The 21403-nt window shown below is 55.7% G+C and carries 15 protein-coding genes; 9 read left to right on the top strand and 6 right to left on the bottom strand.

Annotated features, from left to right (window positions below; all coding sequences use genetic code 11):
- Positions 1–20: 20 nt before the first annotated feature.
- The 7 genes from STH12_RS06720 (at position 21) to STH12_RS06690 (ending at position 8038) form a co-directional block, all read left to right on the top strand.
- A complete protein-coding gene (locus tag STH12_RS06720; RefSeq protein ID WP_126166839.1) occupies positions 21–2708 on the top strand; it encodes a carbamoyltransferase HypF in 2688 nt (895 codons plus the stop codon).
- A 106-nt stretch (positions 2709–2814) separates the two neighbouring features.
- Positions 2815–3678: a hydrogenase nickel incorporation protein HypB gene (gene hypB, locus STH12_RS06715; RefSeq protein ID WP_126166838.1), complete on the top strand. Its 864-nt coding sequence runs from the start codon at positions 2815–2817 to the stop codon at positions 3676–3678.
- On the top strand, positions 3678–3923 hold the full coding sequence (locus STH12_RS06710) for a HypC/HybG/HupF family hydrogenase formation chaperone (protein ID WP_126166837.1): 246 nt from the start codon (positions 3678–3680) through the stop codon (positions 3921–3923). Before hypB ends, STH12_RS06710 begins: the two co-directional genes overlap by 1 nt.
- Positions 3916–5097, top strand: a complete 1182-nt coding sequence (gene hypD / locus STH12_RS06705) for a hydrogenase formation protein HypD (RefSeq protein WP_126166836.1) — start codon at positions 3916–3918, stop codon at positions 5095–5097. The genes STH12_RS06710 and hypD overlap by 8 nt, the downstream gene beginning before the upstream one ends.
- Positions 5098–5123: 26 nt before the next feature.
- Positions 5124–6149, top strand: a complete 1026-nt coding sequence (hypE, locus tag STH12_RS06700) for a hydrogenase expression/formation protein HypE (RefSeq protein ID WP_126166835.1) — start codon at positions 5124–5126, stop codon at positions 6147–6149.
- Positions 6149–6499, top strand: a complete 351-nt coding sequence (hypA, locus tag STH12_RS06695; protein ID WP_126166834.1) for a hydrogenase/urease nickel incorporation protein HypA — start codon at positions 6149–6151, stop codon at positions 6497–6499. The genes hypE and hypA overlap by 1 nt, the downstream gene beginning before the upstream one ends.
- A gap of 393 nt (positions 6500–6892) precedes the next feature.
- A complete protein-coding gene (locus STH12_RS06690) occupies positions 6893–8038 on the top strand; it encodes a GGDEF domain-containing protein (RefSeq protein ID WP_126166833.1) in 1146 nt (381 codons plus the stop codon).
- 80 nt (positions 8039–8118) lie between these two features.
- Here the strand turns inward: STH12_RS06690 and STH12_RS06685 are convergent, their stop codons facing one another.
- Both STH12_RS06685 and STH12_RS06680 read right to left on the bottom strand, forming a co-directional pair.
- On the bottom strand, positions 8119–10194 hold the full coding sequence (locus tag STH12_RS06685; RefSeq protein ID WP_126166832.1) for a VRR-NUC domain-containing protein: 2076 nt from the start codon (positions 10192–10194) through the stop codon (positions 8119–8121).
- Positions 10195–10209: 15 nt separating this feature from the next.
- Positions 10210–10488 carry a peptidylprolyl isomerase gene (locus STH12_RS06680; RefSeq protein WP_126166831.1) on the bottom strand — a complete coding sequence of 93 codons (279 nt, stop codon included), beginning with the start codon at positions 10486–10488 and terminating at the stop codon, positions 10210–10212.
- A 176-nt stretch (positions 10489–10664) separates the two neighbouring features.
- Here STH12_RS06680 and STH12_RS06675 point away from each other — a divergent pair, with 176 nt between their 5' ends.
- Positions 10665–11096 carry a secondary thiamine-phosphate synthase enzyme YjbQ gene (locus STH12_RS06675; protein WP_126166830.1) on the top strand — a complete coding sequence of 144 codons (432 nt, stop codon included), beginning with the start codon at positions 10665–10667 and terminating at the stop codon, positions 11094–11096.
- Between the two features lie 169 nt (positions 11097–11265).
- On the opposite strand, the gene STH12_RS06670 is transcribed toward STH12_RS06675, so the two are convergent.
- The 4 genes from STH12_RS06670 to STH12_RS06655 form a co-directional block, all read right to left on the bottom strand.
- Positions 11266–13575 (bottom strand): bifunctional diguanylate cyclase/phosphodiesterase, encoded by a 2310-nt coding sequence (locus tag STH12_RS06670; protein ID WP_126166829.1) that lies wholly within the window; start codon positions 13573–13575, stop codon positions 11266–11268.
- Positions 13576–13656: 81 nt separating this feature from the next.
- Positions 13657–14871: an RsmB/NOP family class I SAM-dependent RNA methyltransferase gene (locus tag STH12_RS06665; RefSeq protein WP_126166828.1), complete on the bottom strand. Its 1215-nt coding sequence runs from the start codon at positions 14869–14871 to the stop codon at positions 13657–13659.
- Between the two features lie 205 nt (positions 14872–15076).
- Positions 15077–16345, bottom strand: coding sequence for a sugar MFS transporter (locus tag STH12_RS06660; protein WP_126166827.1), 1269 nt, complete (start codon positions 16343–16345; stop codon positions 15077–15079).
- A 144-nt stretch (positions 16346–16489) separates the two neighbouring features.
- Complete coding sequence (locus STH12_RS06655) at positions 16490–18145, bottom strand: alpha-glucosidase family protein (RefSeq protein WP_126166826.1); 1656 nt, start codon at positions 18143–18145, stop codon at positions 16490–16492.
- A gap of 502 nt (positions 18146–18647) precedes the next feature.
- Between STH12_RS06655 and STH12_RS06650 the strand changes: the two genes are divergently transcribed.
- Positions 18648–21374 carry a TonB-dependent receptor gene (locus STH12_RS06650; protein WP_126166825.1) on the top strand — a complete coding sequence of 909 codons (2727 nt, stop codon included), beginning with the start codon at positions 18648–18650 and terminating at the stop codon, positions 21372–21374.
- Positions 21375–21403 lie beyond the last annotated feature (29 nt).

Genomic DNA, 21403 nt, shown 5'->3' with positions numbered 1-21403 from the left:
CACAGGGAAAACGGATACGCATGGGTGTCGGCATAGCACTGCAAATCACAGGCATAGTGCAGGGGGTGGGGTTTCGTCCCCATGTGTTTCGCCTGGCCCATGAGCTCGGGCTTGGCGGCAGTATCCGCAACGACGCCGAAGGCGTGTTTATCCGCTTGAAGGGGTCTCAATACAAACTCGATGCCTTTATCGCAAGCTTAAGAGCCTCTCCGCCGCCACTGGCGCGCATCGATGCCTTCGAGATCCTCGCAGATGATGGGCTGGATCTCGATGAAAACCACTTTGTTATCGAGCAAAGTAAAGCAGGCGGTGATGCCCAGGTGCTGGTATCCCCCGATAAGAGCATGTGCGCCGAGTGCCTGAAGGACATTCAAACCCCCGCTGACAGGCACTACCTTTACCCTTTCACCAATTGCACCAACTGCGGCCCGCGCTACACCCTGATTAACGCCTTGCCCTACGATAGAAAGCACACCTCCATGGCGCACTTTGCCATGTGCCCGGAGTGCGAGGCCGAGTATAAAAGCCCGCTGGACAGGCGCTACCACGCCCAGCCAGTAAGTTGTCCTCGCTGCGGCCCGGGTTTAAGGCTCACCCGGCCCGATGGGAGCCTTATCAGCAGCGATAATCTTGAGTGTTTGACTGAGTGCGCCCGCCTTATCAAAGATGGGGCCATTTTCGCCATCAAGGGGCTTGGTGGCTTTCATCTGGTGTGTGATGCCACCAATGAGGCCGCAGTAAACCGCTTAAGGGTTCGAAAGCAGCGCCCCGCCAAGCCACTCGCGGTGATGGTCAAAGACGTAGACATGGCCAAAAGCCTCGCACTGGGCTCAGAGGAAGAATGGCAACTGCTCGAATCCCGCGAGCGGCCGATTGTGGTGCTTAAAAAATCCAAGGCGCTGATTGAGGCGAGCAGTCATAATGACAGCTCTCATAACAGCCCTCAACACTACCCTGGTAGCAAGAGGACACTGGCAGCGGACGCAGTCGCACCGGGTATTGATCGCATTGGGCTGTTTTTGCCTTACACGCCGCTGCACGCCTTGCTGCTGGATAAGATAGACAGGCCCATAGTGGCCACCAGTGCCAATCGCAGCGGCGAGCCGATAATTATCGATATCACTGATATCACAGCAAAACTTTCAACCGTGGTGGATTATATTCTCGACCATAACCGCCCTATCGTCTCGGGCTGTGATGATAGCGTGGTGCAATACTGCGCCGGGCAGCTGCAGGTGCTTCGCATGGCCCGGGGCTACGCGCCCATGGCGCTTCACGTTCAACATGCGCTGCCAAAGCAGCTGATGGCCGTGGGGCCGCAGCAAAAAAACACCTTAGGCTTCGGCTTAGGCCATAACCTGTTTTTAAGCCCGCACATTGGCGATCTCTTCAGTATCGAGGCCGAAGACTACTTCGTTCGCACCCTGCAAAGCTTTAAGCGGCTCTATGACGTCAGTCCCACCCGGGTCATTGCCGATAGTCACCCTGATTATGCCCCGAGCCGCTTTGCCAGAGACTATGTTGCCAGAGACTATGTCGACAGCGCAGACACCCTTGAGGCGCATGAGACTGCGACCGGCGTGCAGGCGCGGGAACTTATCACGGTGCAGCACCACTTCGCCCATGTGCTCTCGGTCATGGCGGTGAATAACACCACAGGCCCGGTACTTGGGTTCAGTTTTGATGGCACCGGCCTTGGGGATGATGGCAGCCTGTGGGGCGGCGAAGTCATGCTCTGCACCGCCACCGACTATAAGCGCCTCGGCGGCCTGATGCCCTTTGCGCTGCCTGGGGGCGATAAAGCAAGCCACGAGCCCTGGCGCCTGGTGATATCACTTTTGCACGATAGGGTGAGCGCCGAGACACTCTCAAGCCTTGGGTGCTTATCGCATCTATCTCCTGCGGCCCTTGGCAATCACATCAAGGTTGCAGCCCGTAGCCATGTGCTGAAAAGCTCCTCCATGGGGCGGCTTTTTGATGCGGTCGCGGCCCTGCTGGGGCTGTGTAATCACATTCAGTTTGAAGGTCAGGCCGGTATGTTGCTGGAAGCTGCCGCCGCCCGGGCCAATGCCAATTCAGTTAACCCAAACGAAGCGCATACAAACACTTTTTCAACAAGCACGGTTTCAACAAGCACGGTTTCAACAAACACGGCTTCAACAATCGCGGATTCAACAGCAAGGGCTCATGCAAACAAGGACCAAGTGACACAGCGGCTGTTTGCAGCCCTTTTGTCGTCGGAAGCAGATGCTTGCTTAGAGAATGGCTTAGAGAATGGCTTAGAGAATGGCTTAGAGAATGGCTTAGAGAGTGGCGTAGAGATTGACTTAGACACTGACTTAGAGACTGGCGTCAGCAAAAACCTAATGCACTGGAATGGCGCGGCGCTCATGAATGCCATTTTGCACGAGCTGATGGAATTGCCCCCAGGCAACACAGATGCCGCAGAATTCGCCTCGGCCCGAGACATCCTCGCCGCCGCCTTTATCGACACCATTGCCCTGGCTATCGCCGATACCGCCAAACGTTTCCCTGAGCTGCCAATCGTGCTCACCGGCGGCGTGTTTCAAAGCCGCACCCTTGCCAATGTGTCTTATGAAAAGCTTATCAACGCAGGCCATACAGTGCTGCCCTGGGGAGAGGTGCCGGTGAACGATGGCGGCATTGCCCTTGGGCAACTTTGGTACGGCGCTCACATTTTTGTCTGAAAGCTGCGCCAGTTTGACCCAGGCAACCCAAACTCTGATGCAGGTCAAACCGGCGGTTAACAGTTAGTAGCAAAATTGTCAGAAATACCAACAGGAGATCCCTACCATGTGCCAGGACTGCGGCTGCTCTTTGCCACGCTTCGGTATGCAAGCCTCCCAACATACACACGCCGCCAAGGCGCCCCATGGGGAGCTTAGCACGAGTCCCCATGAAGAACTCAGCACAAACCCGCAGCTGAGCGATGCCAAAACCTTGTCAGTTATCCATAAAATTCTTGATAAAAACGATGTGGAAGCAGGCCATAATCGGCGCCATTTTGAGCAACGCGGAGTAAGCGCCTTTAATCTGATGAGTAGTCCGGGCAGCGGCAAAACTACCTTGCTCGAGCACCTTTATGAATACACCTCCATCCCCTATGGAGTGATTGAAGGGGATCTGGAAACCTCCAAAGACGCCGACCGCCTGATTGCCAAAGGTATAGACGCGATTCAAATCCAAACCGGCAGCGCCTGCCACCTCGATGCCTTTATGGTGCACGGCGCCCTGCATCGCTTAAACCAGAAAGAAGGCAGCATCGCCTTTGTTGAAAACGTCGGTAATTTGGTTTGCCCGGCCAGTTACGATGTGGGCACCCACCGCAGCGTAGTGCTGCTGTCCATCCCCGAAGGCGATGACAAAATTGCCAAGTATCCGGTCATGTTCCGCCGCGCCGATCTGGTACTTATTACCAAGTGCGATCTGGCGCCCTATTTCGACTTCTCCATTGAGGATGCCAAAGCGGCACTGATGGCGCTTAACCCCCACTGCCCAGTGATTGAAATCTCGGTAAAAGATGGCCGCGGCATGCAGGAGTTTGCCAACTGGCTTCAGGCCGATCACCAGGCGCGGTTTGATGCCGTGGAGGCGACGCCGTTATCAGCATCTTCCACATATGCAGCAGCTTCCACTCAGACCGCGGAGGAATGCTGATGTGCCTCTCAGTACCTTCTGAAGTGGTTGCCCTTCACCCGGATGAGCAGGCCATCACGGTCGATACCTTGGGCGTTCGCCGTAAAGTGAGCCGTCATCTGCTCAGTGACGATATCCAGATTGGCGATTATGTGCTTATTCACATCGGCTTTGCGATGAATAAAATTGATAAAGAAGATGCACTGGAGAGTCTCAAGCTTTACCGGGAGATTGCCGCCAAACTGGAGGCTGAAAATCATGTCTGAGTCAGGCAGCAATTCAACCATCAATGAAACTGACTCACTGCCATTAAAAACCCTTTACGCGGGTTTCAGGGACGCTGCCACCATAAGGGCGCTGGCGACCAGCATCAATCAAGCGGCCCAAAAGCTCAGTGAGCCTTTGTACATCATGGAAGTGTGCGGCGGCCATACCCACACCATCATGAAATATGGCCTGCTGGGGCTGATGCCTGAAAATGTGCGCTTTATCCATGGCCCGGGTTGCCCGGTCTGCGTGATGCCAAAAGAGCGTATCGATCAGGCCATTGCCCTTGCCAGTTTCGATGGCGTTATTCTGCTTACCCTGGGCGACATGATACGGGTGCCGGGCTCCAAAGGCAGCCTTGCCCATGCCCGCGCCAATGGCGCCGATGTGCGCCCCCTGTACGACCCACTCGATGCCCTTGCCATCGCCCGGGATAACCCGGATAAACAGGTGGTGTTTTTTGCCATAGGTTTTGAAACCTCCACCCCGATGACTGCTGTGCTTATCAAAGAGGCCGAAGCGAGCGGCCTGGATAATTTACTCTTTCATATCAACCATGTGCTGGTGCCGCCCGCCATCGATGCGGTGATGGCCGAGCCTGCTACCAAGGTCAATGCCTTTATTGGCCCGGCCCATGTGAGCGTGATAAGCGGCGCCAAAATATATCGGCGCGCCGCCAGGGTGCATGGCACCCCTGTGGTGGTCAGTGGCTTTGAGCCGGTGGACGTGATGGATTCCATCCTGAGGCTTATTCAACTTAAACTTCGCACCGAGGCTTTTGCAGAGGCGCAAGTTGATATCCAGTACAGCCGCGCAGTCACCGAAGAAGGCAACCTCGCCGCTCAGGCGCTGGTGGATGAGTATCTTGAGGTGCGGGACAGTTTTCGCTGGCGCGGCCTTGGACCCATCCCCCGCTCGGCACTGAAACTCAAAGACCGCTTTTCCCACCGCGACGCCGAAAAAGCCTTTGCCGGACGTTTGCCGGTGCAGCAAATCGATGACCACAAAGCCTGCCAGTGCGGCGATATACTCCGTGGCCTTGCCAACCCCATGGATTGCAAAGTGTTTGGCCGGGGCTGCACTCCACAAACGCCCCTTGGCAGCTGTATGGTGAGCTCGGAAGGCGCCTGCAACGCCTATTACCGCTATCAGGGCTTAACGGAAACGGCCTGAGCAGCAGGCAAAAGAAGGAATTACCGATGTCAGTCAAGCATATACAACTCGCTCACGGTGGCGGCGGCCTTGAAATGAACAAGCTTATTCGCGAGCTGTTTTTTAATGCCTTCGATAATGCCATCCTTCGAAACGAAGAAGACGCCGCGCTGCTGAATCTGTGCGGCCCCACCGCATTTACCACCGACTCCTTTACCGTATCACCACTGTTTTTTGCCGGCGGTAACATCGGCAAGCTCGCCATCGCCGGCACTGTGAATGATTTGGCCATGATGGGCGCCGAGCCACAGTATTTAAGCCTTGGGGTCATTATCGAGGAAGGCTTTGCTTTGGATGACTTACAAACCATAGTGCACAGCATGGCCGAAGAGCTGAAAAAGAGCGGCGCCAAAATCGTCTGCGGCGATACCAAGGTGGTGCCCAAGGGCTGCGCCGATGGGCTCTTTTTAAACACCAGCGGCGTTGGCCGCATCATCCGCCCGGGCATTTCGGCAAAGGCACTTAAAAGCGGCGATGCCATTATTGTCTCCGGCGACATAGGTCGCCACGGCGCCGCAATCCTGATGGCCCGTGAAGGCCTTGAGCTTGAATCCCGCCTTGAGAGCGACTGCGCGACCTTGTGGGGCGCTGTCGAGCAATTACTGGTACACCCTTTTGATATTCATGCCATGCGCGACGCCACCCGCGGCGGCCTCAGCGCTGTGCTGAACGAGTGGGCAGCGGCCTCCGGCGTTAACTTTCAACTCGATGAAGCGGCAGTACCTGTATCCGATGAAGTGCGCGGCCTTTGTGAGCTTTATGGCTTTGAGCCGCTGGATTTGGCCAACGAAGGCACCTTTGTGCTGGCATTGCCAAAGGCCCAGGCTGAAGGCGCCCTCGAAGTGCTTAAGCGCTTTGGCCACTGCGAGCAGGCGGCCATTGTTGGTGAGGTAGTCGGTGAAGTTGTAGAAGGAGTCACAGGCCCCGCCGGCAAGGTGATCCTGAATACCCCCTGGGGCAGCAGCCGCTACCTGGACTTACCCGCCGGTGAGCTTTTACCAAGGATTTGTTGATGCACGAATTCTCCATCGTTCAGGCACTGATTGAAAGCTGTGAGAGCCACGCCCAAAGCCAGCAGGCAAGCGCCATCAGCCAGGTGAAAATCCGCATTGGCGCGCTTTCTGGCGTTGAGCCAAGCCTGCTTGCCACCGCGTTCGACACCTTTAAACTCGAAGGTATGTGCCGCGAGGCCGTGCTTGAGATGGAGATAGAGCCCTTGATGCTAAGCTGCAACGAGTGCGGCTTTGAGGGTGAGGCCAACGGCCTTAGTGTGCTCTGCCCCCACTGCCACAGCCCCTTTACCCAAGTCACCGGCGGCGAAGAGATGCTGCTGTTGCAGCTCGAGCTTGAGGGCAATACTTGAGAGTAATGCCTGTCTGACGGCCTTACTGTCTTACTGCCTTACTGTCTTAGTGTCTTAGTGTCTTACTGCCTTGAAAAAAAGGAGCAGCCTGAGTGGTTCATGCCCCAACGTCAGTTTCGCAGGCCAGGTTCTCAGTGACGACATACAGCAGCCCTGTAAGCGCTCAGCTTGTACCTTTGCATCTTTGCATCTTTGCGCCTTTGCATCTTTGGGCCTTTTCACAGGCCGTCAGCTCTTTGCAGCGTCAGTCTGACTGCGCTGCCATCCAACAGTTTATGCCATCCCCTTGCTGCAAAGTGGTTTTTATTTAGTCATTCATTCTGAAAAAGTGAAGATCTTCGGGTCAGACTTTTGTATATTGCCTGTGAGAGTTCTGTTAAGGATGTACCAAACTTGCATCGAGTCAGGCATATTCCCAAACCCGCGGCGCTGCTGTTCCACATAGTCGCCATGCTGACCCTGCTGCTTTATGGCAGCTACCGGCTCTATCTTGGCGACTGGATGCTGGTGGTCATTTACGGCCTGTCACTGCTGCCTCTGGGATTATCCTTCTCCAAAGAGCTTAAGGGCGTATCCAGCCCATTCAACCGGCGGGTCACCCTGCTGATGGTGTCTATCGGTATTGCTGCCACCAGTCTGGAAATCGGCTACGCCGGGCTGATTTTTATCTTCCCAACTGTGTTTATTTACTTCTTTTTGTTTCCCATCACCGAAGCTTTTGTGCTGTCGATGCTGTTTGGCGCGCTGGCGCTGGCCTGCGGCGCTCAAATTGAGCCGGTCGATGTGATTGTCCGCTTTGCGGTGGCCGGCGTGAATTGCGTGATTTTCGGCGCCGTGTTTGCCTATATTGTTTCCAACCAGCGTAATGCGCTGGTGACCATGGCGGTAACCGATGCCCTCACAGGACTGTTTAATCGCAAAAAGCTGACCGGCGATCTTGAAGAAATGACGCTTGGGCCCGGTGCAGCCTTAATGCTGATTGATGTTGACCACTTTAAACGTATCAACGATGAAGCAGGCCATCAGGAAGGCGATCGGGTGCTGGCCGAGATGGGGCGACTTATTCGCGCCAGTCTGCCAACCAATGCCCTTGCCTACCGCTTTGGCGGCGAAGAGTTTTTGCTGCTGTTCCCCGACCCTCTGCTTGCCCAGGCCACCTGTCAAAAGCTGCAAATTGGCCTTAAGCGGCTGGCGCTCCCAGATTGCCTTCAGTGCAAGGCGCCCCTTGTTCAACACCCGCCGAGGCAGGCTGCTAACGATGAAGTCGAAAGCGACCTTATCGTCCAAAAACAGAGTGTTACCTGCTCTATGGGGCTGGCATTCAAGGAGCCTGCCGAAGATATTGAATCCTGGCTTAAGCGGGCCGATGCGGCGCTATATCGCGCCAAAGATGAAGGCCGCAACCGATTGTGTCTGGCCGAAAGCAGTGTGACCTATAAAACCTTTGCGCCTGAGCCTTCAGAGCCTGAGCTTTCATCGCCTGCGAGTGCCTCTGGGCTGGAGCCCGCGCTTGGCGCCGACAGAGTCCAGTCCCGCTAAGGGGCTTCACTCTCTTCACTCTCCCCGCTCTCGTTATGGAAAGGGATTGGCCAGCTATGAATTGGTCACCAAAACCGCTTTCATTCAAGATAGTTAACGTACAGCACCCTGGCAGGCATACCGTTTTCATTCAGCCACTTAAGCCAATCCGTTTGATGGGGCGCCAGTCTGTCACCGGGCCCTTTAACCTCGACAAACTGAAGCTCGCCATGGTCGATAATTAACAAATCCGGCCAGCCACTGCGACGCTCTTTGGGCGAAACCAGCATATGCTCGATTAAGCTCGCGAGCCAGGCACCCTTTAACAGCGGCATCAATTGCTGCCAGAATGCCTCGGTCCACAGCGCCCAATTGACCCAGTCGTTGGCAATCCCCTGCTTTTCCATTAAATGGCGCTCAAGGATACTGAAATCACCGCCGCGAATAGCATCGAGCCGGGCTTTCAGCGCGGCTTGCCGCGGCGCACTGAAGTCACCGCGATACATATCCGCAGGTGCCGTCTGAAATGGATGATCGAACGCCGCTTTTACCGGCATGAATATGATGTCCCACAGCCCAAGTCCGAAAAGCCCACAGCTGAAGCCATTCTCAACATGCCATGCCGCAGTGCCCTGCCCTTGATAGTAGCGCACACAGCGCGCTTCCACGGTTTGCAGCGCGCCTTCAATATCATCTAAATCGCCATCTTGGCTTGGATCTGCTTTGGAACAGAAAGCATCGGCCATCCGCAAACCAAGTTGCTCTCTCGGCGGCACATAGTTTGGTGGCGCCTGCCAGGGCCTGCCCGCTTTTTTGGCAAGCCTTGGCAGCATTTTCAGGCTGACCCGGTATTCATCATCATTCAGCGGAGCATGAAAAAGCACACTCGCCGCGCTGAAGGCCGCCTCATAGTTTGCCAGCGCCTCAAGACAACGGACGGCGCGCTCCCTGGCTGGCGCCAGCATCAAACCTTGATAGAGACTCAGTGCCTTATCGGTTTGGCCTCGGCGCTCAAATTCACGCCCCAACTGGCAGCGAATGCGCACAAGCCGCCTTGCACTGTGGGACATCTCCAGCAAATTGTCGCCCCCAAGGGCTGCCAGTTGCTTGAGCGTTTTATAAAGCTGCTCCAGCGACTCGTCATCCAGCGCTTTGGCCGCATCCAGTTCACGGCCAATGTCGGCGCAGCCAAGCGCAATCTCGATTTCTACTCTGCTATCGAAACGGCGATGCTCGGCATCGAGCAAGTAGGCCTCGTAGCGCCTGTGGCCAAGCTCTGCAACCACAAATTCACTGAAGTCCTGCCAACTGTTCCCGAAATAGAGCAGCTTCAAGGTGCGAAAGTGCCGCGCTGCATCGACTTCAATCACATCCCCGGCAATCAGCTCCCAAATCACAGGCCAGAGCTCAAGCTCAGTCGCAATGGCGCAAAGCGCTGACTTTGTGAGGGATTTTGACAAGGGCTTTGACAGGGACTGTGAAAGGGGTTTGGGGATGGTTTTTAGCTTTGCTCCTGGCGCTGGCTCCCTTATATAAGTTGCTACACCGTCGAAAGCGGACGTCGCGGCAGCGCATGCATCAGCGCTAAGAAGGTCTGTCAGCACTGCATGCAGCTCCGCTTTGGTTACTAGCGAGATCACATGCGAGGTGTTCAGGGCTGACAAAGTGCCTGTATCATATTCGGTATTCAGCCCAGCGCTTGCGTCACGGGCAGCACAGGCTGAACGGGTGTCCGCGCCATAAGACTCAGTGTCAGCGGCATTCAATGAGTGCGAAGGCTCATCAGCTGTGGCTTGCCGCTCTTTTGCTGAGTCGAGTGGCTGGCTCACCAACCCCATGGCTTTCAGTTGATGGATGGCACCATCAATATCGCCGATATCCCCATAACTTAGCTTACTCACCCGAAAGCAGCTGCCGCGGCGGCTGATGAGCCGTACCAGCAGCCGTTTGGCATCGGCTGTGATGGGCGCAGCAGAGTTGATATGAGCTAAGTTTGGATTGCCATTCAGGGGAGCTGGCGACTTATCATCAGGGCCGCAGCGGGAGGCTGAAGGATTGCCACAAGCGAGCAGCACAAGCTCGCCCGGGCTTAACAGATCCCGATAACGCGCCACCGACTGACACAGAAGGTCAAAGTGGCGCAGGAAGTAATCGGGATCGTCCAGAGTCGCGGCCAAGGCGTTATTCGCGCCTCAGTTGCGATAGATGGTTTGGATAAGATGGAAGCCAAACCGGGTTTTCACCGGACCATGAACTTCGAGTACCGGCTTTTTAAAGACCACATCATCGAAGGCTTTGACCATCTGGCCTGGGCCAAACTCACCCAAATCGCCGCTGCGACGCTTGGATGGGCACAGTGAATACTGCTTGGCAAGCTTGCCAAAATCTTCACCTTTATCGATACGGGCCTTGAGTTTTTCCGCTTCTTCGCGGGTTTTCACCAAAATATGGCGGGCACAGGCACGGGCCATGGGAGTCTCCTGAATTCACTGATGGCGCTATTTTACCTCAAAGCCGCCACCCAGTTCACCTTGGCATTTGCAAAGGCTTGCAAGCCCTCTATCCCTTCCCTACACTGCCGCAACACCGACAGACAAGCGCATGAGCAGAGTCACCCAAACGCTCATGGCAGCTTTGAGGAGAGCTTATGTGGTATCAAAAAACACTGGTACTCGCGGCAAGGCCGCGGGGATTTCATCTGATAACCGATGATATTGAGCGGGCATTGCCTGAGCTTGCGACGCTTAAAACCGGCCTGCTGCATTTGCTGCTTCAGCACACCTCAGCATCGCTCACCTTGAATGAAAACGCCGATCCTACCGTGCGTCAGGACTTTGAGAGTTTCTTTAATCGCACAGTGAAAGAAAACGAGCCATGGTACCGCCATGACTATGAAGGCCCTGATGATATGCCGGCGCATCTCAAATCGAGCTTGCTTGGCACCAGCCTGATGCTGCCCATCAGCGACGGCCGCCTGGCGTTGGGTACCTGGCAAGGGATTTATTTGGGTGAACACAGAGACCATGGTGGCAAACGTAAAATCATCGCCACTATTCACGGCACTGAATCAAGGCCCTGAATCAAGGCACTGAACCAGGGCACTGGATCAAGACACTGAATACCTTCAGCCTCGTTGGGGATAGCGTTGACAGGTATGCGGTGGAAACGCAGCTTAACTCCCCCGGAAACGCAGCTTCTTGCGAAAGCTACTTTGTTCGCAACTAGCGTGAGTCCGGGATATAAGCGGCCTAGCCGCAGGCCTTGATGCCTTTTGTTTGAGCGTCGACTCCGCCATCACCCGGCCCCTGCTTTTTCAGCAGTTCCACCAGTGCCGATGGTGGCATGGGCTTATGGAAATAAAACCCCTGCACCTTCTCAACCTGCTGCGATTTAAGGAAGCTCAGCTGCGGCTCGGTTTCCACCCCTTCGGCCACCAAACACAAATCCAGTGCCTGGCTCATTTGAATAATGGCCTGCACCAGCGCCCGGCCTTTGCCGCCGTTTGTGGTGCCGGAATGCGATTCTGAATCACTGCCAAGGCTGCACAGGGTGCTTAAAAAGGATTTATCGAGCTTGATACAGTCGACCGGGAAGTTGGCCAGATACGACAGCGACGAATAACCGGTACCAAAATCATCAATGGCAATCCAGGCGCCCTGCTGACGCAGACCGGTTAAGGTTTCCACCAACTGAGCGTTTTTATCGAGCAGCAAAGACTCGGTGATTTCAAGGATTAAGCCATCGAGCGGCTTGGCGTGTGCGGGGTTTGTGTGAGTTGCATGGCCTTGGCTGGCTTCAGCATTCAGAGGTTCAGATACAGCCTCAGACAAGCCTTCCACAAAGCGCTGCTGCAATGGCGTCGACCAGAGCTCAAAACTGGAGACATTGACCGAAATTTTTATTGGTAAACCCATCTCACGCAGGCGGCGAATAAGCGCCAGCGCCTGGCTTCGAACCCAGCTGTCCAGCTCCACAATCAGCCCTGAGCTTTCTGCCAGTGGGATAAACTCCATCGGCGAAATCATTTCGCCTTCGTGCTCCCAGCGCAGTAAGGCTTCAACGGCAACGATTCTGTGCTGCTCCATCTCCACAATGGGCTGATACACCAGGGTGAGCGCCTCTTTGGCCACCGCTTCTTTGAGCGCGCCGGCAAGCCGTGCCTCACGGTTGGCATCCTGCTGCATCCGGGGAGTAAAGTCGCGCCAGGTGTTACGCCCGGCGGCCTTGGCACTGTACATCGCCTGATCGGCGCCGGACAGCAGCTGCTCAAGTTGCAGCCCGTCTTCCGGGTAGCGGGTCAGCCCAAGGCTGATGCCGCTGTAGAGCCGACACCCCTTGATATCAAAGGGCATGGCCATGGAGTCCACCAGACGCTGCGCCACGCTGTGGCCAACATCGAGCGGCGCTTGGGGCAGATACAGTGCAAATTCATCCCCGCCGAGGCGGGATAAAATCGCGCTTTCGGGCAATAAGGCCTCAAGCCTGCGTGCCACGGCTTTGAGCAGTTCATCGCCGGTGTCGTGGCCAAGGCTATCGTTCACCTGCTTGAATCTGTCCACATCCATCAGCATCAGGGTAAAGCCTTCGCTTCGCTCACAGGCCTTATTCAGGCAAGAAAACAACTGAAAGCGATTGGCAAGGCCGGTGAGCGCGTCAAAATTGGCCTGATATTCAATTACATTGGCGGCAGCTTTCCGCTCCGACACATCCGTGAGCAGCCAGCCATAGATGGCGCCTTCCCCCTGGGGATCGTCGATGGGAGTCACCTGCAGCTCAAGCTGACGGCGATCGCCCCCCAGGACCTCGGCCTCAAACTCGCCGCTGAAGCTGCAGCCCGATGCCAGCGCCTCACGCAGGGCAATCAGGCCGCCAGGCTGCGCGGCGCACAGCAGCGCTTCTGGGTCGAAATGGGAAAGATTGGCAAACCAGGCGCTAAAGCCCGGGTTTTTATACAGGATCTGGGCGCGATCGTCGGTGATAACAAAGGCCATCGGCATGCTGTTGAATACCATTTCAACCAGCTTGAGATAGCGCTGATCGCGACTGCGCTCAATCGCCAGCGCGGCGAGTTTGCCGGCCTGGGAGATAAATTGCAGCTCGTTCTCGGTAGGGCTTTTAATGCTGTCGTGATAAAGCGCGAAGGTGCCTATCACCTTGCCGGAGACAGACTTTATCGGTTCAGACCAACAGGATTTAAGCCCGGCAGCCAAGGGTAAGGCATTGTAGGGCAGCCAGTATTCGTGGGTGGAGATATCGCTCACCACCACCCGCTCACCAAGGTAAGCAGCGGTGCCGCAGGAGCCAACGCCCATGCCGATTTCAACACCGTGGACGATACGATTGAACTCGGCGGGCAAATGAGGAGCGGCGCCATTGAGCAGCCGCTTACCGTCTTCGCTTAGCAGCAAAACAGACGCGACTGTGCCCTGGGTCTGGGATTCAATCAGGGCAGTCAGTGCACGAAGTACCTCGGATAAAGGCCGGTGCTCGAGAACCATGGCCAAAATGCTGCCATACCCCAAGACTTCAAATCCGCGATCTTCCATTTCCCGGCCCATGCCCAACTCCGACGCCCGTTACTACATTCTGTATACAAACTGATTAAACGAATTTCAACCCGAATGCCGGTCTAAGTGTGCTTACTCGGCGATCCGCTCGAGTCTGGCAAGGTAAAAGCCGTCAAACCCGGAGTTGGCCGGGGTGATGTTTTCATCATCCAGCAAGCGGAAGTTGGGATTGGCGGCCAAAAACGCATCCACCTGACCGCGGTTTTCACAGGGCATGATGGAGCACGTGGCGTATACCAGCATGCCGCCCACCTTTACCATACGGCTGTAGCTGCCAAGAATGTGGGCCTGAAGCTCCATCAATACGGGCAGTCGCTCTTCGGTGTCGCGCCACTTGGCGTCGGGATTGCGCTTAAGCACCCCAAGGCCAGAGCAAGGCACGTCCAGCAGTACCCTGTCGGCAGACAGCTTAAGACGTTTGATGGTCTTGGAACCTGCGATCAGACGGGTTTCCACGTTGTGGGCAGCGGCGCGGCGGGCACGCTCTTTGAGGTTATCGAGTTTCCACTGCTCCACATCCATGGCAAGCAGCCTGCCCTTGCCAGCCATCATGGCGGCAAGGTGCAAAGTTTTACCACCGGCACCGGCGCAGGCGTCAATCACCCGCATTCCAGGTTTAACATCCAGCGCTGCGGCCACCTTTTGCGATCCGGCGTCCTGCTGCTCAAACCAGCCATCGGCAAAGGATTGAGTGCGAAACAGCGCCGAGTCCGAGGTCACTTCAAGTGCACTGTCAACTCCCGCAACAGGCTCGGTGCTCACGCCTTCGCCTGCCAGACGGCTGGCCAGGGCATCGCGATCGCACTTGAGTAAGTTGGTTCTAAGGTAGCGTTTTGGCGCCGCTTTCAATGCTGCCCGCTCGGCGGCCCAGGCATCGCCAAGCTCACGTTCGCCAAGTTTATCCAGCCAGTCGGGGCAGCCGTCCCAAAGCGCGCTTTGGGTCTTGGCATGGCTAAGGCGCTCATTAAAGCCGCTCTCATCCACCGCCAGTGAATACTGAAGCTTGGGCGTTGGCAAACCATGAAACAGGTGCCAGGCATTGATAAGCCGCGAACCTTCACGCTCAATACGTCCGGGTTCGACGTCGGCCAAATAGCAATACAGGTTCAGGCGGCGCAGCAAGTCACCGGTTACAGTGGCGATGCGCGCCTGCTCTTCGCTGGCAAGTTTTAAACCGGAGAAATGGCGTGAATAGGCCCTGTCCAGGGGCGATCCCCCATTGAGCACCAAATCGAGGATCCCGAGAACAAGCTCGGTGGAAGACGGAGATAAAGGCGATTTGAGCATAGGGGCAATTCCAGAGAAGAAAAAACCGCGAGATCATAGGAGTTATTGGCAGCGCAGGCAAGGAAGCTTAAGCATTAAACGCCGATTGCCCATGAAAAAGTTGGCCGCTTTCAGCCAGCACAGAGTTTAAGCCGCCTCTCCTTCACGAAAAAGCGCACCCGGGGTGCGCTTTTGGTTAGGCTTGATGCCAGCTTTAAAGCAAGGCTTACCCGGCTTTTACCTCTGAGCCCTTAAGGCCATAAAACAGGATATAGGCATAGCACAGCACCGGCAGCAGGAAGGACACCGACAGCCCTGCCGCATCGGCAATCAGCCCCTGCGCCAGTGGCACTATGGCGCCGCCGACAATGGCCAGACACAGGATACCGCTGCCCTGCGCCGTTGCCGGGCCAAGGTTTTTCAGCGCCAGACTGAAAATAGTCGGGAACATAATGGAGTTAAACAGCCCCACCGCCAGAATCGCCCACATGGCCACGGCGCCTTCACTCATCACGGCGACCACCACCAGCAGCGCGGCCATAAAGGCATTGAATCTCAGCACTTTACCCGCTGGCACCTTTTGCATTACCGCCGCGCCGATAAAGCGGCCTACCATGGCGCCGCCCCAGTAAAAGGCAATGTAGTGCGCCGCCTGTGCTTCTTCCATCGCCGCCACATGGGGCTGACCGAGGAAGTTCACCAGCAGACTGCCAATGGCTACTTCGCCGCCCACGTAGACAAAAATCCCGATGGCGCCCAGCAGCAGATGACGATGGCTTAACGCCGAGACAGGTTTTGTTGCGTCCCCCTCCAGGGTTTCATCTTCCTGGCCCTGAATATGGGGCAGCTTCAGCAGTGCAAACACCAGTGCCAGCACCACCAGCATGCCGCAAAGCAGCAGATATGGCAGCTTGACCGCTTCGGCTTCTGCCTGCGCAGAGGCGCCTGCGGCTACCGACAAAATCAGCACCGAGCCAAAGGCGGGTGCGATAGTGGTGCCAAGCGAGTTAAAAGCCTGGGTAAGGGTTAAGCGGCTTGATGCGGTTTCCACCGGCCCAAGGGCCGTTACATAGGGGTTTGCCGCCACCTGCAGCACGGTAATGCCGCTGGCAAGCACAAACAGCGCCCCCAGAAACACCCCATAGGTGGCCGACACCGCCGCCGGGTAGAAAAGACCGCAGCCGAGGGCGGCGGTCAGCAGCCCCACAACAATACCTTTTTGGTAACCCACCCGCTTGACCAGCGCCCCGGCAGGCACCGACACCAAAAAGTAGGCGCCAAAGAAGCAAAACTGGATAAGCATTGCCTGGGCGTAATTTAAGTTAAATACCGCCTTTAAATGCGGAATAAGAATGTCGTTCAGGCAGGTAATAAAGCCCCACATAAAGAACAGTGTGGTAAGCGAGGCCAGAGCAAAACCGAATTTGCCATGGGTCTCTTGCCCCTGGGCCCCTGAAGGCCCTGGAGGAATTGAAACGGGAGCGCCGGACGCCATAGTGTTCTCCTTAATCTTATTATCATTATGCGGTTATCAATAACGGCTTTTAGATGCCAATCATTGGGGGGCTTTAGGTCGCATCAGCCGTTACAAGCGGCTGTTTCACAAGGCCGCTGTCGCAACATAGCTATCAGCTAAACGTCAGGCCTGCTCATCGGCCTTCACCGATAAGAAGATTGCGCCATAGCCGTCAAACGCCACCTGAAGGCCTCCGGAATTGCCATCAGTCATGAGTGCAGCGCCGCCAAGGCCATGGCCCCTGAGCTCGGTGGCCGTGCTGTAAGCGCGCAATTGCTGCGTCTGCTTATCATCAGATAAATTGAAGGCACAAAGCACAATTTCGTCACCAAGGCGCCTTTCAAACGCCAATATCGGCTCTTTGGTGTCAATAAATTTAATGTCACCACCCACCAAGGCGGGCTGGGTGCTGCGCCATGCCATAAAGCGGCGGAACTGATTCAGGATGGAATCAGCCAGCTTTTCCTGGCTTGCCACACTTAAACTGCGATGATTTTCCGGCAAAGGCAACCAGGGAGAGCTTTCGCCAAACCCCATAAACTCCCCTTCACTTTGCCATGGCATGGGAGTACGGCAACCATCACGACCTTTGAAGTTTGGCCAGAAGGCGATGCCGAATGGGTCTTGCAGCGCATCGAAGGGGATCTCGGCTTCGGTCAAACCAAGCTCCTCGCCCTGATACACACACAGGCTGCCGCGAAGACTGCCGAGCAGCGCCGACACCATTTTTGCCATTTGCGGTGTACCCTTGCCCTGACCCCAGCGGCTCAATACCCGCTCCACATCGTGGTTACCAATGGCCCAGCACGGCCAGCCGTCGCCAATGGCATTTTCCAGAGCTTCCACTGTGCTGCGGATATAAGCGGCGCTGTAATCTTTGGTGAGCAGCTCAAAGCTGTAGGCCATGTGCAGGCGGTTATCGCCCTTGGTGTACTCGGCCATGGTGGCGAGGGAGTCTTCGCTTGAGACTTCGCCTAAGGTCACTGTGCCCGGATAGCGGTCAATCAGGGCGCGCAAATCTTCAATAAAGCCAAGGGTTTCGGGGCGTTCATTGTTGTACCAGTGGTACTGATAGGCGTAAGGATTGTCTTCCGAGAAGCCCCGGCCCTGACGCTTGTCAGCGGGTTTGGCGGGATTGTCGCGAAGCTCGGCGTCATGGAAGCAGAAAGTGATGGCATCGAGACGGAAACCATCCACGCCCTTTTTGAGCCAGAACTCGACGTTATCGAGCACGGCGCGGCGCACGGCTTCACAATGGAAATTAAGATCGGGCTGGCTTTTAAGGAAGTTATGCAGATAGTACTGCTGGCGTCTTGGTTCCCACTCCCAGGCGCAGCCACCGAAAATGGCCAGCCAGTTGTTGGGCGCCGTGCCGTCTTCGCGGGGATCGGCCCACACATACCAGTCGGCCTTGGGATTATCTCGGCTCTGGCGGCTCTCGGCAAACCAGGCGTGTTCATCAGAGGTATGGCTTAATACCTGGTCGATAACCACTTTCAGGCCAAGTGAGTGCGCCTTGGCAATCAGTTCATCGAAGTCGGCCATGGTGCCGAACATGGGGTCGACATCCAGGTAGTCACTGATGTCGTAGCCAAAGTCCTTCATCGGCGAGCGGAAGAAAGGCGAGATCCAGATGGCATCCACATTCAGGCTGGCGATGTAATCCAGGCGCTGGATGATCCCTTTCAGATCGCCAATGCCGTCGCCGTTGGTATCCTGCAGGCTGCGCGGATAAATCTGATAAATGGCAGCGCCGCGCCACCAGGGAGTATTGCTCATTCTCGCCCCTTTTCTTTCTTCTTATTGAAGCCCTTACGGCTTTTACCCCACTTGCCTGTTGGCCGATTGTTGCCTTTTGGTAAGCGTGGCTGACTCGGTTTCATGTTGCATGGAGGATACGTGACAAGCAAAACCCCCAGCAATACACCTGCATACGTATGCACAGTATCGATGCGTACGGCCACAGCAAACCTGACATTATTAATCTATAATTATCATCATGTTAGACATCAGGCGATTTGTTAATCGCTTGTTGAGACCAGCCCCTTGATGCAGTGGCTAACCCCGGGGGCAGTCTTTGAATACGTATGCACTCGGTTGTGAAGCCAAATAAGGCGGGAGTAGTATCTTCACCGTTGCGCAACATGTTGGTCATAAAAACAGCTCTTATGCAGTCAATTAAGTGCTTGGATGCCCAATAACACCAATAAACAAAGACTGTTGTCCCAACACTTCAGGTTCGCAGGCACCCTAGGCCCGGCGACACAAAGGGGAAAGATGAATGATGCAATTTAAACCAAGTGTGCTCACCCTGGCGCTTATTGCCGCCGGCGCAAGCATGTCAAGCTATGGCGCCGAAGAAGCTGCCAAGACACAAACTGCCAATGAAGAGCCGATTGAGGTCATCCAGGTAACAGGTATCCGCCGCTCACTGCAAGAGTCCCAGGCCACCAAAATGGCCAACTCCTCTGTGGTGGAAGCCATTTCCAGCGAAGATATCGGTAAGCTGCCGGATGTGAGTATCGCTGAATCTCTGGCCCGCCTGCCCGGCGTTGCCGCTCAGCGTCTCGATGGCCGCGCCAACGTGATTTCTATCCGCGGTCTGGGCCCGGATTTCACCACAGCGACTCTTAATGGCCGTGAACAAGCGTCGGTAAACGACAACCGTGGCGTTGAATTTGACCAATATCCTTCAGAACTGCTCGATCAGGTGGTGGTCTACAAGACCCCGGATGCAACCCTGATGGCGCAGTCCATTGGTGGTACCGTCGATATGCGTACCATCAGTCCCCTCGCCCATGGCGAACAGACATTCGTCGTCGGTGCCCGTGGTGAATATAACGATTTGGGCGCCCTTAACAGCGACAGCACCGACAAGGGCTACCGCTTCAACTTCTCTTATGTGGATCAGTTCCTGGACGACACCTTGGGTGTAGCCGTGGGTTATGCCCGCATGAGTTCACCCAACCAGGAAGAGCGCTGGCAGGCCTGGGGTTACCCAGAGCTGGACTATGATGCCAACAACCCCAAAGTACTGGGCGGCGCCAAGCCATTCGTACGCTCAAGCGAACTCGAGCGTGACGGTGTACTGGCCGTGGTTGAGTATCAACCAAACGATAAGTTCCACAGCCTGTTCGACCTCTACTATTCCAAATTTAAAGATCAGCAGCTGCTGCGCGGTATCGAAATTCCCGGTCAGTGGGGTGCAGGCTGGGGTAACACCGGCATCACCGCCACCACCTCTGCCGATGGTCTGGTAACCGAAGGCGTTATCAACGATGCCGGTGTGGTTGTACGTAACGACGTTAACACCCGCGACGCCGATGCCCTGTCTATCGGTTGGAATAACCAGTATCAAATCAACAACAACTGGGCAGTTGAAGCCGATATCGCCCTCTCCCGTGCCAGCCGTACCGACATAGGTATGGAAAGCTACAGCGGCACTGGCCGTGGTAATGGCAATGGCGCCACCGATACCCTGGGCTTCATGTACGATGGCGATGGCCGTTATCAGTTCAGCCACAATCTGGATTACGCCGATCCGGCGCTGATCAAGCTGGGCGGCGCCTTCAGCTGGGGTAACCCCATCGGCACCGACAGTCAGGACGGCTTTATCAACAAGCCAGAAATCGATGATGAACTGAAATCGATACGTCTTGCCGCCGAATACACCTTCGATGACGGCGCCGTGCGCAGCATCGAGTTTGGCGTAAACTACACCGAACGTGAAAAGAGCAAGCTGGATCAGGGCTTCTACCTCACCCTGAAACAGTACCCAGACATGCTCACTGTGCCTGAAAAGTACCTGCTGGACCCAACCTCGCTGGAATTCTTCGGCATGGGTGACATGCTGAGCTACGACTCACTGGCGTTCTACAACGATGGCAACTACATCGAAACCAACGCCGATACCGTGGACTTGAGCCGCGCCACCAACTCCTGGAAGGTGTACGAAGAAGTCACCACCGCCTTCGTGATGGCCAACATGGAAACCGAAATCGGCGGTCTGCCGCTGACCGGTAACTTCGGGGTGCAGGCAGTGCACACCGATCAGAGCTCCGACGGCACAGTGGCAACTGTTGATTCAGGCTCAGTGGTGAAAACCCCAATCAATGCCGGCGACAGCTACCTTGAGTGGCTGCCAAGCATGAACCTGACTCTGGAAGTGGCCGAAGATCAGGTGGTGCGCCTTGCGGCCGCCCGTACCCTGACCCGTGCCCGCATGGACAAGATGAATGCCAACGTCAACTTCAGCTACAACGCCAATCCAACCGATGGCGTGAACTGGAGCGGCGGCGCCGGTAACCCTATGCTGCGTCCTTGGCTGGCCCGCCAGTACGACATCAGCTACGAGAACTACTTTGCCGATCAGGGTTACTTCTCGGTGGCCATGTTCTACAAGGATCTGGAAAACTACATTTTCGATCAGCAAAGCAACTTCAACTTCGGTGAAGTCTTCCCTGACGTACCAGGCAACCCAATCGGTAACGTTACCCAGCCTCAAAACGGTAACGGCGGCTATATCCGCGGTATCGAAGCCACTGTGCAGCTGGACTTCGGCTACTTTGCCCCGGCAATGGAAGGCTTCGGTGTGTACCTGAGCGGTACCTACAACGAAAGCGAGGTGAAAGAAACCGCCGATTCAGAGCCAACCACACTGCCCGGCCTGTCTGAGAAGACCTTCAACGCCACCATGTACTATGAAAACAGTGGCTTCCAGGCACGAGTCAGCTCACGCTACCGCTCAGACTTCCTCGGTGAAGTGACCAAGATCAGTCTGCAGCGCGAAAACGTGAACATCATGGCCGAAACCGTAGTGGACGCGCAGATTGGTTACGACTTCTCTGAGAGTGGTATCGATGCACTGTACGGCCTGTCTGTGCTGCTGCAGGTAAACAACCTCACCAACGAGCCGTTCATCTCCTACTTCGGCGATGACAAGCGCTTCGTGCGTGATTACCAGAACTATGGCCGCAACTTTATGCTGGGCGTGAACTACAAGTTCTAAGCCACGCGGCTCCCTGATTGCCCTCGCCT

This window comes from Shewanella khirikhana (genome assembly GCF_003957745.1).
In the GTDB taxonomy this organism is placed as follows: Bacteria; Pseudomonadota; Gammaproteobacteria; order Enterobacterales; family Shewanellaceae; genus Shewanella; species Shewanella khirikhana.
Note: the sequence above shows the minus strand (reverse complement) of the source record. Positions and strands in the feature narration are given on the sequence as shown.

Bases quoted from the DNA above. Each gene is read 5' to 3' on its own strand.
- STH12_RS06720 (WP_126166839.1), top strand. From the start codon at position 21: ATGGGTGTCGGCATAGCACTGCAAATCACAGGCATAGTGCAGGGGGTG.
- hypB (WP_126166838.1), top strand. From the start codon at position 2,815: ATGTGCCAGGACTGCGGCTGCTCTTTGCCACGCTTCGGTATGCAAGCC.
- STH12_RS06710 (WP_126166837.1), top strand. From the start codon at position 3,678: ATGTGCCTCTCAGTACCTTCTGAAGTGGTTGCCCTTCACCCGGATGAG.
- hypD (WP_126166836.1), top strand. From the start codon at position 3,916: ATGTCTGAGTCAGGCAGCAATTCAACCATCAATGAAACTGACTCACTG.
- hypE (WP_126166835.1), top strand. From the start codon at position 5,124: ATGTCAGTCAAGCATATACAACTCGCTCACGGTGGCGGCGGCCTTGAA.
- hypA (WP_126166834.1), top strand. From the start codon at position 6,149: ATGCACGAATTCTCCATCGTTCAGGCACTGATTGAAAGCTGTGAGAGC.
- STH12_RS06680 (WP_126166831.1), bottom strand. From the start codon at position 10,488: ATGGCCCGTGCCTGTGCCCGCCATATTTTGGTGAAAACCCGCGAAGAA.
- STH12_RS06675 (WP_126166830.1), top strand. From the start codon at position 10,665: ATGTGGTATCAAAAAACACTGGTACTCGCGGCAAGGCCGCGGGGATTT.
- STH12_RS06670 (WP_126166829.1), bottom strand. From the start codon at position 13,575: ATGGGCCGGGAAATGGAAGATCGCGGATTTGAAGTCTTGGGGTATGGC.
- STH12_RS06665 (WP_126166828.1), bottom strand. From the start codon at position 14,871: ATGCTCAAATCGCCTTTATCTCCGTCTTCCACCGAGCTTGTTCTCGGG.
- STH12_RS06660 (WP_126166827.1), bottom strand. From the start codon at position 16,345: ATGGCGTCCGGCGCTCCCGTTTCAATTCCTCCAGGGCCTTCAGGGGCC.
- STH12_RS06655 (WP_126166826.1), bottom strand. From the start codon at position 18,145: ATGAGCAATACTCCCTGGTGGCGCGGCGCTGCCATTTATCAGATTTAT.
- STH12_RS06650 (WP_126166825.1), top strand. From the start codon at position 18,648: ATGATGCAATTTAAACCAAGTGTGCTCACCCTGGCGCTTATTGCCGCC.